This is a genomic window from Kitasatospora sp. NPDC097605 (genome assembly GCF_040302725.1).
In the GTDB taxonomy this organism is placed as follows: domain Bacteria; phylum Actinomycetota; class Actinomycetes; order Streptomycetales; family Streptomycetaceae; genus Kitasatospora.
The window spans coordinates 38,459-51,184 of record NZ_JBEOSF010000015.1 but is presented as its reverse complement, the minus strand read 5'-3'; the positions used below and the strand labels follow the sequence as shown (position 1 = coordinate 51,184).

Annotated in this window: 12 protein-coding genes; 2 read left to right on the top strand and 10 right to left on the bottom strand. The window is 74.7% G+C overall.

Features of this window, described 5'->3' with window-relative positions; all coding sequences use genetic code 11:
* Positions 1-5: 5 nt before the first annotated feature.
* The 4 genes from ABTX81_RS18685 to ABTX81_RS18670 form a co-directional block, all read right to left on the bottom strand.
* Positions 6-1,166, bottom strand: coding sequence for an Mrp/NBP35 family ATP-binding protein (locus tag ABTX81_RS18685; RefSeq protein ID WP_350546770.1), 1,161 nt, complete (start codon positions 1,164-1,166; stop codon positions 6-8).
* A 56-nt stretch (positions 1,167-1,222) separates the two neighbouring features.
* Positions 1,223-1,801: a DUF1003 domain-containing protein gene (locus ABTX81_RS18680; RefSeq protein WP_350547063.1), complete on the bottom strand. Its 579-nt coding sequence runs from the start codon at positions 1,799-1,801 to the stop codon at positions 1,223-1,225.
* Between the two features lie 49 nt (positions 1,802-1,850).
* Positions 1,851-3,137, bottom strand: a complete 1,287-nt coding sequence (locus ABTX81_RS18675; RefSeq protein ID WP_350546768.1) for a magnesium transporter MgtE N-terminal domain-containing protein — start codon at positions 3,135-3,137, stop codon at positions 1,851-1,853.
* Between the two features lie 150 nt (positions 3,138-3,287).
* Positions 3,288-3,848 (bottom strand): pyridoxamine 5'-phosphate oxidase family protein, encoded by a 561-nt coding sequence (locus tag ABTX81_RS18670; RefSeq protein ID WP_350546766.1) that lies wholly within the window; start codon positions 3,846-3,848, stop codon positions 3,288-3,290.
* A gap of 141 nt (positions 3,849-3,989) precedes the next feature.
* On the opposite strand from ABTX81_RS18670, the gene ABTX81_RS18665 reads away from it, so the two are divergent.
* Positions 3,990-4,943: a DMT family transporter gene (locus ABTX81_RS18665; protein WP_350546764.1), complete on the top strand. Its 954-nt coding sequence runs from the start codon at positions 3,990-3,992 to the stop codon at positions 4,941-4,943.
* An 8-nt stretch (positions 4,944-4,951) separates the two neighbouring features.
* Here the strand turns inward: ABTX81_RS18665 and corA are convergent, their stop codons facing one another.
* Complete coding sequence (gene corA, locus ABTX81_RS18660; protein ID WP_350546762.1) at positions 4,952-6,076, bottom strand: magnesium/cobalt transporter CorA; 1,125 nt, start codon at positions 6,074-6,076, stop codon at positions 4,952-4,954.
* A 497-nt stretch (positions 6,077-6,573) separates the two neighbouring features.
* Here corA and ABTX81_RS18655 point away from each other — a divergent pair, with 497 nt between their 5' ends.
* On the top strand, positions 6,574-7,215 hold the full coding sequence (locus ABTX81_RS18655; protein WP_350546761.1) for a suppressor of fused domain protein: 642 nt from the start codon (positions 6,574-6,576) through the stop codon (positions 7,213-7,215).
* 39 nt (positions 7,216-7,254) lie between these two features.
* On the opposite strand, the gene ABTX81_RS18650 is transcribed toward ABTX81_RS18655, so the two are convergent.
* The 5 genes from ABTX81_RS18650 to ABTX81_RS18630 all read right to left on the bottom strand — a co-directional run bounded on the left by ABTX81_RS18650 (position 7,255) and on the right by ABTX81_RS18630 (position 12,496).
* A complete protein-coding gene (locus ABTX81_RS18650) occupies positions 7,255-8,115 on the bottom strand; it encodes a PHP domain-containing protein (protein WP_350546760.1) in 861 nt (286 codons plus the stop codon).
* A gap of 96 nt (positions 8,116-8,211) precedes the next feature.
* Positions 8,212-8,850, bottom strand: a complete 639-nt coding sequence (locus ABTX81_RS18645) for a DUF6758 family protein (RefSeq protein ID WP_350546758.1) — start codon at positions 8,848-8,850, stop codon at positions 8,212-8,214.
* Between the two features lie 341 nt (positions 8,851-9,191).
* On the bottom strand, positions 9,192-9,338 hold the full coding sequence (locus ABTX81_RS18640; RefSeq protein ID WP_350546755.1) for a DUF8834 family protein: 147 nt from the start codon (positions 9,336-9,338) through the stop codon (positions 9,192-9,194).
* Positions 9,339-9,709: 371 nt separating this feature from the next.
* On the bottom strand, positions 9,710-10,600 hold the full coding sequence (locus ABTX81_RS18635) for an alpha/beta fold hydrolase (protein ID WP_350546753.1): 891 nt from the start codon (positions 10,598-10,600) through the stop codon (positions 9,710-9,712).
* Positions 10,601-10,714: 114 nt separating this feature from the next.
* Complete coding sequence (locus tag ABTX81_RS18630; protein ID WP_502892806.1) at positions 10,715-12,496, bottom strand: DEAD/DEAH box helicase; 1,782 nt, start codon at positions 12,494-12,496, stop codon at positions 10,715-10,717.
* Between the last annotated feature and the right edge of the window lie 230 nt (positions 12,497-12,726).

Below are 12,726 nucleotides of genomic sequence, written 5' to 3'. Positions count from 1 at the left end.
CCGGGTCAGAACTTGTTCTTCGGGGTGAGGCCGAGGGAGAGGCCGGAGAGGCCCCGCTGGCGGCCGCCGAGCTTGCCGGCGACGGCGCGCAGGGCGGTGCCGGCGGGGGAGTCGGGGGCGGCCAGGACGACCGGGCGGCCGTCGTCGCCGCCCTCGCGCAGGCGGACGTCGATCGGGATCGAGCCGAGCACCGGGACGGTGGCGCCGACGGTGCGGGTCAGCGCGTCCGCGACGGTCTGGCCGCCGCCGGTGCCGAAGACGTCGATCATCTCGTCGCAGTGCGGGCACGGCATGCCGGACATGTTCTCGATCACGCCGACGATCTTCTGGTGGGTCTGCACCGCGATGGTGCCGGCCCGCTCGGCGACCTCGGCGGCGGCCATCTGCGGGGTGGTGACGATGAGGATCTCCGCGTTGGGGACCAGCTGGGCCACCGAGATGGCGATGTCGCCGGTACCGGGCGGCAGGTCCAGCAGCAGGACGTCCAGGTCGCCCCAGTAGACGTCGGCCAGGAACTGCTGCAGCGCGCGGTGCAGCATCGGGCCGCGCCAGACCACCGGGGTGTTGCCCGGGGTGAACATGCCGATCGAGATGACCTTCACGCCGTTCGCCTGCGGCGGCATGATCATGTCCTGGACCTGGGTGGGCCGGCCCTCGACGCCCAGCATGCGCGGCACGCTGTGGCCGTAGATGTCGGCGTCCACCACGGCGACCTTCAGGCCGTCGGCGGCCATCGCCGCGGCCAGGTTGACGGTCACCGAGGACTTGCCGACGCCGCCCTTGCCGGAGGCGACCGCGTAGACCCGGGTCAGCGTGCCGGGCTTGGCGAACGGGATCTCCCGCTCGGGGGCGCCGCCGCGCAGCAGCTGGGAGAGTTCCTTGCGCTGCTCGTCGCTCATCACGTCGAGCTCGACCTCGACGCCGCTCACGCCGGGGACGCGGCCGACGGCCTCGCGGACCCGGGTGACGATGGTGTCGCGCATCGGGCAGCCCGAGACGGTCAGGTAGACCGCGACCCGCACGGCGCCGCCCTCGCCGATCTCGACCGATTTCACCATGCCGATCTCGGTGATCGGGCGGTTGATCTCCGGGTCGTTGACGGTCGCCAGCGCCTGGCGCACGGACTCCTCCGTGGCGCCGGCCGCGACCTCTGTCTCGTTGGCCATGCCTTGATGGTACGGCGCCGCGCGGGGTGCATAACCGGTCGGTAGCGTGCTGCGGGTCACAGCATCTCGGGGGCCTCCCGGCGCTCGTCGAGCTCCTTGAGCAACGCCTGCAGTTCGGAGCGGACGAAGTCCCGGGTGGCGACCTCGCCGAGGCCCTGGCGCAGCGCCGCGACCTCGCGGGTCAGGTACTCGGTGTCGGCGATGTTGCGGTCGCTGCGGGCGCGGTCCTGCTCCATGTTGACCCGGTCCCGGTTGTCCTGCCGGTTCTGCGCCAGCAGGATCAGCGGCGCCGCGTAGGAGGCCTGGAGGGAGAGCATCAGGGTGAGGAAGATGAAGGGGTAGTCGTCGAACCGGGCGGCGTCGGGCAGCAGGGTGTTCCAGGCGACCCAGAGGATGATCACCACCGTCATCCAGACGATGAACCGGCCGGTGCCGAGGAAGCGGGCGATCCGCTCGGAGAGCTTGCCGAAGGCCTCCGGGTCGTAGGACGGCAGGGTGATCAGCCCGGGGCGGGCGGTGCGCGGCTGGTCCAGGCGGCTGCGGGGGCCGGGGCCGGTGGCGGCGGGCTCGGTGCGGCGGTCCCGGGCGCCGCCCTCGCGGGCGCGCAGCTCGCGCAGCTGGCGCAGTTCCCGCAGCTCGCCCTGGAGCCGCTGGCGCGGGGACTCGTCCCGCCGGCCCTTGCGGTCAGCGTCCACCGGTCACCTCTCTCTCGTCGGCGGGTCCGCCGTGCAGCGAGGCCTCCCGCCAGTCCTCCGGCAGCAGGTGGTCGAGCACGTCGTCCACGGTGACCGCGCCGACCAGGTGGTCCGCGTCGTCGACGACCGGCGCGGCGACCATGTTGTACGTGGCCAGGTAGCTGGTGATCAGCGACAGCGGGGTGTCCGGCGGCAGCGGGTCGAGGTCGTCGTCGACCAGCGAGCCGACCAGGGTGTACGGGGGCTCGCGCAGCAGCCGCTGGAAGTGCACGGTGCCCAGGTACTTGCCGGTCGGGGTCTCGTTCGGCGGGCGGCAGACGAAGACCTGCGCGGCGAGGGCCGGCTTGTGGTCGGAGATCCGCACCCGGGCCAGCGCCTCGGCCACCGTGGCGTCCGGCTCCAGCACGATCGGCTCGGTGGTCATCAGACCGCCGGCGGTGTTCTCCTCGTAGGTCAGCAGCCGGCGCACCGGCTCGGCCTCGTCCGGCTCCATCAGCTGGAGCAGCCGCTCGGCCTCGTCGCCGGGCAGCTCGGAGAGCAGGTCGGCGGCGTCGTCCGGGTCCATCGCCTCCAGGATGTCGGCGGCCCGTTCGTCCTTCAGCTTGCCGATGATCTCGACCTGGTCGTCCTCGGGCAGCTCCTCCAGGACGTCGGCGAGCCGTTCGTCGTCGAGCGCGGCGGCGACCTCGGCGCGGCGCTTGGCGGACAGGTGGTGCATGACGTTGGCGAGGTCGGCGGCGCGCAGCTGGTCGAAGGTGGCGAGCAGGTTGGCGGCGCCCTGGTTCTCCTCGGGCAGGGTGAAGCCGGTGACGTCCTGCCAGTCCAGGGTGAGCGTCTCGCCGCGCGCCTTGCGCAGCCGGCCGACCCGGCCGACCTGGACGAAGACCTTGCCGATCTCCCACTCGCGCAGCCGGGTCTGGGTCATCGCGACGTCCAGGACGGTGACGTCCTGGCCGCTCTTGGTCCAGGTGACGGTGCGGTCCAGCAGTTCGGCGAGGACGAGCGTCTCGGCGGGGCGCTGCTCGAAGCGGCGCATGTTGATCACACCGGTGGTGATCACCTGGCCGGACTCCAGGCTGGTCACCCTGGTCATCGGCAGGAAGATCCGGCGCCGGCCGACCACCTCCACCACCAGGCCGAGCACCCGGGGCGGCCGGCCGCCGACCCGCAGGGTGACCACGACGTCCCGGACCCGGCCGACCTGGTCGCCGTTCGGGTCGAAGACGGCGATGCCGGAGAGGTGCGAGATGAAGACCCGGTTGCCTGGCCCTGCCATGGACTTCTGGACTCCCTCGCCTCGCTCGACGCCTGGTCGGGTGCGCGGGCACGCCCCGCGGCCAAGGCTACTCGGGCATCACCGCCCAGGCTCGGCGAAAGCCGGGCGAATCGGGCGGCCGGGGGGAGGGGGCGGGGGCGTGGCGGGGCGTCAGCCCTTGCGGCGCTTGAGCAGCAGCTTCGGCAGCCCGGCCGGGATCGGGCGGCGGGTGGTGGCCGGGGTGGGCAGCGGGGCCGCGACGTGCGAGTCCGCCGGCATCGCGCCGGGCCGCTCGGCGAGTTCGGCGCCCGCCGTGCCGGCCGGCTCCAGCCGCAGTACCCGGCACTCGCGGGCCCAGCGGTCGGCGATGGTGTCGGTGTCGGGCGCGTTCAGCCGCTTGCCCTTGAGCTCCTCGACGGCGCCCAGCCAGGCCTCGCCGCCCGGCGCCAGCTCGACCACCCGGGCCGGCCAGCCGGTCAGCCGGCCGCCCTTGTCCTTGCTGCGGACGGTCACCGTCGCGCCCGTCCCGCCGGCCAGGCCGTGCAGCGGCTGCTCGGCGCCGTCGCCGACCACCACCACCGCGCCGTCGTGCCAGGCGTGCCAGAGCGCCCGCGCGTGCTCCTGACCGTCCGCCCGGACCCAGAGCAGGCCGGACTTCTTCGCGGCCTCCTCCAACAGGGCCCGGTCGAGGAAGTCGTCGGCGGTCGCGGCTGCGGCGGGCGTACGGTCCATGGCGCACAGCGTACGGCCTGCGCCGGGCGGGCGAGGGTCCACGGTTCGGGCGACAGTTCCATGGACGGCGCACGGGCCTTACCGTAGGAGCCGCCCCGCCCCCGCCCGCCCCCGCAACGCCCCGCCGACCCGAGGAGCGCCGTGCCCGCCGCCCGGCCCGAGACCGCCGCGCCCGCCGCGGTCCCCGCCCCCGCATCCACCGCCCCCGTCGGCCCGGCCGGCCCCGCGCGACCGCTCCCCAGGACGGACCTGCTGCTGCTCGCGGTCTCGGTCGCCGGCATCTCGCTCTCCGCCCCGCTGATCAGCGCCACCGCCGCGCCCGCCCTGGCCATCGCCTTCTGGCGCAACCTCATGTCGGTCGGCGTGCTCGGCCCCTGGGCGCTGCTGCGCCACCGCGCCGAGCTGCGTGCCGTCTCCCGCCGCGCGCTGCTGCTCGCCATGGCGGCCGGCGCCCTGCTCGCCGTCCACTTCGCGCTCTGGATGCCCAGTCTGCGGATGACCTCGGTGGCCTCCGCGACCGCCCTGGTCACCACCACCCCGCTGTGGACCATCGTGCTGATGCGGCTGCTCGGGGTGCGGGCGCCCCGGATGGTCTGGATCGGCACCGCGGTGGCCTTCGCCGGCGTGCTGGTGCTCACCGGGGTCGACCTCTCGCTGTCGCCGCGCGCCCTGGCCGGCGACGCCCTCGCGCTGGCCGCCGGGCTCGCCGCCGCCGGCTACCTGCTGCTCGGCGCCGAGGTCCGGCGCACCGTCAGCACCACCGCGTACACACTGGTCTGCTACGCCACCACGGCGGTCGTGCTGCTGGTCGTCTGCCTGGCCGCCGGGACGCCGCTGTCCGGCTGGCCCGCCGGGGCCTGGTGGCAGATCGTGCTGCTGATGGTCACCGCCCAGCTGCTCGGCCACTCGCTCAGCAACCGGGTGCTGCGCACCCTCGGCCCCTCGGTCACCTCGACCGCGATCCTGCTGGAGACCCCGGGCGCCGCGCTGATCGCCGCGCTCTGGCTCGGCCAGTGGCCCCCGGCCGCCGCCTACCCGGCGGTGGTGCTGATCCTGGCCGGCCTGGTCCTGGTCGCCCGCGCGGACCGGCGGTAGGCCGGGGTCTACAGCCAGCCGTTGCGGCGGAAGCCTCGGTACATGCCGATGCAGATCAGCACCACGCTGCCCAGCACCATCGGGTAGCCGTACTTGTGGTGCAGCTCCGGCATGTAGTCGAAGTTCATCCCGTACACGCCGGTGATCATGGTCGGCACGGCGAAGATCGCCGCCCAGGCGGTGATCTTGCGCATGTCCTCGTTCTGCGCCACCGAGACCTGCGCGAGGTTCGCCTGGAGCAGCGAGTTGAGCAGCTCGTCGAAGCCGTGCACCTGCTCGGTGACCCGGGCCAGGTGGTCGGCGACGTCCCGGAAGTACTTCTGGATCTCCGGATCGACCAGCCGCTGCAGCGGCTCCGACAGCTGCTGCATCGGCCGCAGCAGCGGCGCCACCGCGCGCTTGAACTCCAGCACCTCGCGCTTGAGCTGGTACACCCGCCCGACGTCCGCGCCCCGGCCGCCCCGGTTGGAGAACACCTCGAACTCGATCTCGTCCACGTCGGTCTGCAACTGGTCCGCGACCAGCAGGTAGTTGTCCACCACGTGGTCGGCGATCGCGTGCAGCACCGCCGACGGGCCCTTGGCGAGCAGCCCGGAGCCGTCCGCGTCGGCCTCCAGCCGGTGCCGCAGCTCCTTCAGCGAACTGTGTCCGCCGTGCCGCACGGTGATCACGAAGTCCCGCCCGGCGAACACCATCAGCTCGCCGGTCTCGACCACCTCGCTGGTCGGGGTGAGCTGGTCGTGGTCGAGGTAGCGGATCGTCTTGAAGACGGCGAACAGCACGTCGTCGTACCGCTCGACCTTCGGCCGCTGGTGCGCGTGCACCGCGTCCTCGACCGCCAGCGGGTGCAGCCCGAACCGCTGCGCGATGCCCTCGAACTCCGCCTCGGTCGGCTCGTGCAGCCCGATCCAGCTGAACGAGCCGTCGCCGTCCGGCAGTTGCTTCGACGCCTTGACCAGCCGGGCCGCCTCGCGCGGGCTGCACGTCTCGCCGTGCCGCTTCCCGTGCTGGTAGACCGCGCAGTCCACCACCGCCGACGGCGTCGCGCCCGGGTGGATCGAGTCGAACAGGGCCGCCGCGGAACGGCGGCGGTTGGTGCGGACGGCTGCGCGCAGGCTGTTGATCATCGACATGGCTGGCTCCCTTGGGCAGGAACCGCCGCACGACGGCGCGACGACGAACGGCCGCGGTGCGACGGCGGAGGAACACCGATGGACTCCGGCGCCCGCGGCCGTCCCCGGGTGCCTTGCCGGGGCACGGGAATCGGAACGGCCGGACGTCGGTGAAGGTGCTCTCCCGGCCGGACCGGAGTTCCGCCGCGCGTCGGCACGGGGAAGGCTGGGGTCCGCAGTGCTGGGGAGGAGGCCCGGCGATCGCCGAGGTCTCTCAGGCCCGCTGTTTCAGCCCGCGCGTCGAGGGGTACGGGGAAGGCGATCGGGCCGGGTAGAGCTGCCGGTACTGCATGGTCGGCTGGTATCCACCGCAACCACCTCCTTCGCGCCGCTGCCCCGGAGGATGAGGATCCCCGGTAGCCAGTCGCTCACACTAACATCCGAACCGCCTTCGCCGCGCCCGCGTTCACGTAAAGGCCGTGCCAACGGCCCGGGGTCCGCGGGTTACGCTCACCGGCATGGCCCACGACTTCCCGCTCTTCGGCGACCCCTCCGGCGGCAGCCCGCACGGCCCCTCCCGGGAGGCGGTGCTGGCCGCCGTCGAGGCCCGGCTGCTCACCGTCTTCGGCGAGCCGAGCGGCCGCGCCGCCGTCACCTTCCTCGGCGCCGACCGCGTCGAGGTGCTGCGCTTCGGCCCGGATGCCGAGGGCCTGGTCCGTTACGCCACCCTCGGGATGTCCGCCGCGCCGATGGCCGACCCGGCCGCGGCGGTGGTCGACCAGGTCCGCGGCCCGCGCGCCGAGTTGGTCCTGACGATCCGCGGCGGGCGCGACGACGTGCTCCGCCCGCTGGCCACCTTCGCCGCGACACCCCAGGTGGAGGGGCTGGTGGTGGCCCCCGGCGGCTCGCTGGACCTCGGCGCCCCGCTCTGGGACGGCGCGCCGTTCACCTCCGTCCTGGCCGCCGAGCCCGGCGGGCTGGTGGAGGACCTGGAGCTGGACGCGCCGGCCGACCCGGTGCGCTTCCTGCCGCTGCTGCCGATGACGCCCAACGAGGCGGGCTGGAAGCGGGTGCACGGGGCGGCGGCCCTGCAGGAGCGCTGGCTCCAGCACGGCACCGACCTGCGCGACCCGGAGCGCCGGGGCGTCCGGCTGGACTGACCCGGCGTCAAGCCGGCCCGGCGGGTGCGGTGGGCGGGCTCAGCCGCCGATCGGCTTGGCGCCGGTCGCCTGGTCCACCAGCGCCTCGTAGACGGCCGGGTCGGTGGTGAACTCGCCGAGGCGGACGGTCTTGCGGGCGCCGTGGTAGTCGCTCGACCCGGTGGTCAGCAGTCCCAACTCGGCGGCCAGGCCCCGCAGATGCTCCCGGGTGGGCTCGTCGTGGTCGATGTGGTCGATCTCCAGCGCGGCCAGCCCGGCCGCCGCGAGGTCGGCGATGACCTGGTCGGAGACGGTCCGCCCGCGCTTCACCGCCCCCGGGTGGGCGAAGACCGGCACCCCGCCGGCCGCCCGGACCAGCCGGACCGCCGTCACCGGGTCGGTCTCGTGCTTGCGGACGTCCGCCCGGCCGCCGTTGGCCAGCCAGTCCGCCGTGAAGGCGTCCGACACCGAGGCCACCACGCCCGCCTCCACCAGCGCGCTGGCGATGTGCGGACGGCCCACCGAGCCTTCCCCGGCGATCCGCCGCACCTGCTCCCAGCTGATGTCCGCGCCCAGTTCGCGGCAGCGCTCGACGATCGCGCGCCCGCGCCGGAACCGGTCGGTGCGCACCAGTTCGCGCTCGGCCGCGAACTCGGGCTCGGCCGGGTCGAAGAGGTAGGCGAGCAGGTGCATCGAGATGTCGTCCACCACGCAGGACAGTTCCGCGCCGGGGACGAGCGTCAGCCGGGTGCCGGCCGGCAGCGCGTGCACCGCGTCGGCCGCCTCGGTGTGGCCCGCCACCGTGTCGTGGTCGGTCAGCGCCACCACGTCCAGCCCGGCCCCGACGGCCGCCGCGACCAGTTCGGCCGGGCTGTCCGTGCCGTCGGAGGCGTTGCTGTGGGCGTGGAGGTCGATGCGCACGGGTGGTGCTCCCTCGGGGGTCGGCGCCGGGCGGCGCTGGCGCCGGCACGGCCTGCCGGCGGGGTGACGCCCAGGATAGTGCGGCGGGGGCGGGGGTCAGCCGAGCAAGCGGGGGGTGAGGGCCCCGCAGGGCAGCAGGTCCAGCTCCGCGCCGGCCTCCCGCAGATCGGTCAGCACCAGCTCGTCGTACATCACCAGGGCCGACTGCTCCGGCCAGGCCACCGCCCAGAGCCAGAGGCCGCGCGCCTCGCCGACGAACACCGCCCGGTCCGCCGGGGCGTCCGGTACGTGGAACATCGGCGTCGGCCGGCCGGCCGCCATCAGCTTGGCGTCGGCGGGCTTGTAGAGGCCGACGTCGTCGCCCGGGTCCGGGCCGGCCAGGCCCGCGTACCGCGCGCCGAGCCCCACGCCCAGTTCCTCGGCGACCAGCACCAGTTCGCCGAAACCGCCGAGCGGCGCCGGCCCGGAGCAGGCGACGGCGGTGGCCCGGGCCCCCGAGACGTCGTCCCCGACGTGCGCGATCCCGGTGTACAGCCAGCCGACCGGCAGCGGCCAGGGGAGCCAGACGGGGACCTGCGAGCGGGCGACGGCGACGCCCAGCGCCTCCACGCTCGGGGGCAGCACCGGCTGCATCGGGTGCACGGCGCCGTGCCGGTCGCACTGCCACGTGTCTGAGAACAGACCGGGGGCGCGGACCCGACCGGCGCACCTCGGGCAGCTTGGCTCGCCCCTCATAGCCGTCAACGCTCCTCCCTCCGGACCGCCGCGTCAAGGACGATCACCCGTACGGAGGGCGGCTCGGCGGCACCTGTCGGTGGCGGGCGCCCGCGCGGCGCGGGGTGGGCGCGGTGCGGGCGGCTCCCGTTGGGAAATGTCCCGTGGGGGGCGGCGGCAAACGTCCGCGGCGCGCGCCGGGGTGCGCCGCGCGCCGTGCGGGGACAGGGCCCGAACGCGCTGACGCCCCGTTGTCGCTGGTGCGATGACGGGGCGTCAGTCGGGTATCGGAACGTCCGGGTCGGACGGGCCGGGCTCGTCGGCGGCGGGGGAGTGCTCGGGCTCCCGGGGGCCGCGCCCGGTCAGACGGTCGGGCACGGACGGATGAGCAGGCGTTCGCCGGTGCGGGCGGCGGCCTGGACGAGCTCGCGGACGGTCTCGGCGTCGGCGATCAGGCGGTCGGTGGCGGTGCCGTTGGCGTCGTCCAGTCGGAGGATCTCGAAGCGCATGGGCCTGTCCTTTCCTGGCCCCGTCGGGCGGGGCGGTCGTGGCTGAGTCGCAATCAGCCCATTCGGGGTCCGTCGGGTCGATTCGTCGACCGACCGCTGTCGCGGCAAAGAGGGCTCCCCCCTGCTCGCCAGAGGCGCGTGGTCCCTCGTGAACCACGCTGCGGTGGCGCTGCTACCGGGTCGTTGCCCGTCCGTGAAGTCCTGGTTTCGGATGGATCGCGTCGACGGAGCGCCGACGGCACTGTCGACGATGTTTCCAGGACCGAATCAAATATTACCGCAACTAACGAATTTTGTCGCCCCCCTTGTACCAGGGGCCTCCCGGAGGTGTCGAGCCGGGGCCCCGGCGCCGGCCCGAACGGGCCGCGGGGTCAGCCCCAGAGGGCCAGCAGGGCCTCGGCGGTCGCGGCCGGCCGTTCGGCGTTCGGGGAGTGCCCGGCGTCCGCCACCACCACCCGGCGGGCGCCGAGGCGCCGGGCCATCGCGGTCTGCTCCGGCACCGGCCACGCGTAGTCGCGTTCGCCGGACAGCACCAGGGCGGGCAGGCCGGCGGCCAGCACCGCGGCCAGCTCGTCCACCCGGTCCGGCGCGGCGACCAGATGGCCGCCGGTGGTGATCAGCGCCTGCGGCACGTTCGCCAGCCAGCGGTGGTGCAGGAAGCGGGCGACCTCGGGGGAGGGACGGCGGGCGCGGTCCCCGCTGCCCTCCTCCATCTGCTGCATCACCCGCCAGATCTCCTCCAGGCCCATCGTGGGCAGGACACTGATCAGCAGCCGGGTCCGCTCCGCCTCGGCCGGGTCGATCGCCCCGGGGCCGGTGGACATCAGGGTCAGCGACGCCCACGGCAGCGCCGGGACGTCCGCGTCCGCCTCGGCCAGGACGGCCTCGCGGACCACCTGGCCGCCGAAGGAGTGGCCCAGCAGGTGCAGCGGCCCGGTGCCGCCCTCGGCCAGCAGCGCGGCGGTGAGCGCCCGCACGTCCGCGCCCAGCGCGGCCACCGTGTAGGCGGACGGGTCGTCCGGTCCGCCCGTCTCGTACTGGCCGCGCTGGTCGACGGCGGTCACCCGGTAGCCGGCCGCGGCGAGCGGCTCCAGCAGCGCGATGAAGTCCTCCTTGCTGCCGGTGAAGCCGGGCACCAGCAGCGCCGAGCCGCGCACCGCCCCGGCCGGCTCGGCCCGCAGCGCCGCGAACTCCCCGCGCGCCGTCACCACCCGCAGCGCGCGCGCACAGGGCGGGAGGGCGAGGAACGGCGGCGTGCTCATGAACGGACCTCCGGCGACCGGGGCGAACTGGCGGGTGACCCGAGGGTAGATCGTCCCCGGGAACGCCGAAGGGGCGGCCCGGGAGTCCGGGCCGCCCCTTCGCGGGAACGCGGGTCAGCTCTCCGGGGTCGCCTCGGGGGCGGCCGCCGGGCGGCGGGTCCGGGTGCGGGTGCGCTTGGGCTTCTCGGCGGCCGGCGCGTCGGCGGCGGCCTCGGCGGGAGCGGCGGCCGGGGCCTCGGCGGCGGCGACCTCGGCCGGAGCCTCGGCCTTCGCCCGCGAGCGGGTGCGGGTGCGCTTGGGCTTCTCGGCGGCCGGCGCGTCGGCGGCGGCCTCGGCGGGAGCGGCGGCCGGCTCGACGACCGCGGCCTCGGCGACCTCGGTGGCGACGGTCTCGGCGGCCGTGCCCTCGCCCGACGCCGGACCGCGCGAGCGGCGACGGCGGCGGCGCGGGGCCGCGGACTCGCCCTCGGCGCCCTCGACGGCGGCCGGAGCCTCCGGCGCGCCGGGCGTGACGGGAGCGTCGGGCGCCCCGTCGACGACCGCCGCGACCCCGTCGACCGCGCTGCCCCGACGGGTGCGCCGGCGCTCACGGGTCTTGCGGGCCGGCTTCTCCTCGGCCGCGGCCGGCTCGACGGCGGCCGCGGCCCGGCCGGAGCCGCTCCGCCCGCCGCGCCCGCGCCCGCCGGAGCGCGAACCGCGCCCGCCGGTCTCGCCGAGGTCCTCGACCTCCTCCGCGCCGAGCCCGGCGCGGGTCCGCTCCGAGCGCGGCAGGATGCCCTTGGTCCCCGGCGCGATCTTCAGCAGCTCGTACAGGTGCGGCGAGGTGGAGTAGGTCTCCTCCGGCTCGTTGAACGGCAGGTCCAGCGCCTTGTTGATCAGCTGCCAGCGCGGGATGTCGTCCCAGTCGACCAGGGTGACGGCGGTGCCCGAGGCGCCGGCCCGGCCGGTGCGGCCGATCCGGTGCAGGTAGGTCTTCTCGTCCTCCGGGCACTGGTAGTTGATCACGTGCGTGACGCCCTCGACGTCGATGCCGCGGGCCGCGACGTCGGTGCAGACCAGCACGTCGACCTTGCCGTTGCGGAACGCGCGCAGCGCCTGCTCACGGGCGCCCTGCCCGAGGTCGCCGTGCACCGCGCCGGCCGCGAAGCCGCGCTGGGTCAGCTGGTCGGCGACGTCGGCGGCGGTCCGCTTGGTCCGGCAGAAGATCATCGCCAGCCCGCGGCCGTCGGCCTGCAGGATGCGCGAGACCATCTCCACCTTGTCCAGCGAGTGGGCGCGGAAGATGTGCTGCTCGATGTTGGCGACCGTGGTGCCGGTGTCGTCCGGCGCGGCGGCGCGGATGTGCGTCGGCTGGCTCATGTACCGGCGGGCGAGGCTGATCACCTGGCCCGGCATGGTCGCCGAGAACAGCAGGGTCTGCCGCTTGGCCGGCAGCATGGTGATGATCTTCTCGACGTCCGGCAGGAAGCCGAGGTCGAGCATCTCGTCGGCCTCGTCCAGGACCAGCGAGCGGACCTCGGACAGGTTCAGCTTCTTCTGGCCGGCCAGGTCGAGCAGGCGGCCGGGAGTGCCGACGACGATGTCGACGCCCTTCTTCAGCGCCTCGACCTGCGGCTCGTAGGCGCGGCCGCCGTAGACGGCGAGCACCCGCACGTCGCGGACCTTGCCGGCGGTCTGCAGGTCGTTGGTGACCTGGGTGCACAGCTCGCGGGTCGGCACGACGATGAGCGCCTGCGGGCAGTCGGAGAGCTGCTCCTCCTGCGCGCGCCCGGCGTCGACGTCGGCCCGCACGACGACCCGCTCGATCAGCGGGAGGCCGAAACCGAGGGTCTTGCCGGTGCCGGTCTTGGCCTGGCCGATGACGTCGTGGCCGGTCAGCGCGACCGGGAGGGTCATCTCCTGGATCGGGAAGGGGTGGACGATGCCGACGGACTCGAGGGCCTCGGCGGTCTCCGGGAGGATGCCCAGGTCCCGGAAGGTGGTCTTGGTGGGTTCAGCGGTGGTGGACAGGGTGCTGCCTCTTCCGTGTGGAGGGGCCGAGAGCGAGCGGCGGGCGGGCAGCCGCGCGGCTGCGTACGGGCCTGGACGGCCCCGAATACAGCTGCGCGGACGCACAACCGCGCCGG

What these genes read in the sequence shown, in the direction of transcription:
- ABTX81_RS18685 (WP_350546770.1), bottom strand. Translation starts at nt 1,166, where the DNA reads ATGGCCAACGAGACAGAGGTCGCGGCCGGCGCCACGGAGGAGTCCGTG.
- ABTX81_RS18675 (WP_350546768.1), bottom strand. Translation starts at nt 3,137, where the DNA reads ATGGCAGGGCCAGGCAACCGGGTCTTCATCTCGCACCTCTCCGGCATC.
- ABTX81_RS18670 (WP_350546766.1), bottom strand. Translation starts at nt 3,848, where the DNA reads ATGGACCGTACGCCCGCCGCAGCCGCGACCGCCGACGACTTCCTCGAC.
- corA (WP_350546762.1), bottom strand. Translation starts at nt 6,076, where the DNA reads ATGTCGATGATCAACAGCCTGCGCGCAGCCGTCCGCACCAACCGCCGC.
- ABTX81_RS18655 (WP_350546761.1), top strand. Translation starts at nt 6,574, where the DNA reads ATGGCCCACGACTTCCCGCTCTTCGGCGACCCCTCCGGCGGCAGCCCG.
- ABTX81_RS18645 (WP_350546758.1), bottom strand. Translation starts at nt 8,850, where the DNA reads ATGAGGGGCGAGCCAAGCTGCCCGAGGTGCGCCGGTCGGGTCCGCGCC.
- ABTX81_RS18640 (WP_350546755.1), bottom strand. Translation starts at nt 9,338, where the DNA reads ATGCGCTTCGAGATCCTCCGACTGGACGACGCCAACGGCACCGCCACC.
- ABTX81_RS18635 (WP_350546753.1), bottom strand. Translation starts at nt 10,600, where the DNA reads ATGAGCACGCCGCCGTTCCTCGCCCTCCCGCCCTGTGCGCGCGCGCTG.
- ABTX81_RS18630 (WP_502892806.1), bottom strand. Translation starts at nt 12,496, where the DNA reads ATGACCCTCCCGGTCGCGCTGACCGGCCACGACGTCATCGGCCAGGCC.